Annotated in this window: 2 protein-coding genes; one reads left to right on the top strand and one right to left on the bottom strand. The window is 43.0% G+C overall.

The genetic code is table 11. From position 1 onward, the window contains the following. The coding region (locus tag ACS8FC_RS20430; RefSeq protein ID WP_439298130.1) for an energy transducer TonB family protein at window positions 1-239 on the top strand (239 nt) is incomplete at its 5' end. Between the two features lie 69 nt (window positions 240-308). Here ACS8FC_RS20430 and ACS8FC_RS20425 read toward each other — a convergent pair. Beyond that, the coding region (locus tag ACS8FC_RS20425) for a HupE/UreJ family protein (protein ID WP_439298129.1) at window positions 309-537 on the bottom strand (229 nt) is incomplete at its 5' end.

Here is a 537-nt window from a genome sequence, read left to right as displayed (position 1 = left end):
CGCTGATATGGCGTAATATTGATCGTCAATTGGGCGATGTTTTTATCGTTATGCTGGAGCTGCACGTTGATACAGATGGTTATATCACTGAGGTGCAAGTGCTTGAGTCGTCAGGTAGTCCTGTTATTGACGCTGTTGCCACCACCCAAGTGAGAGCGGGGCAACTAAACCCTATATCAAACCACGATAAAGTAGTTGATGCCATTATACCGATGTCACTGGTTTATGAAAGACCTTAATGCCAGCTGTTCATAAGATAACAAAAAAGCAAGACTCAATCTCTCGCAATAATTAACGCGCTATTAAATCTAAAAGGCGCGCTCAAAAAACCACCAGAGCGCCACTAAAATACCAATCAAAGACCCTATATAAAATATGCCCCATTTATAGAATTGGGTGTGCCGCAGCAACAATGCTATTGGAAATACCACAGCGATAAATACCAGTTGCCCTAATTCGATACCAATATTGAAGCTCAGTAGTGCCAGTACACGTGCGCTTGTGGCGAGTGGCAAATCTACCAACACATTGGCAAAG

Source organism: Psychrobacter sp. 1Y4, assembly GCF_051847555.1.
This window is presented reverse-complemented; position numbering and strand designations above follow the sequence as displayed.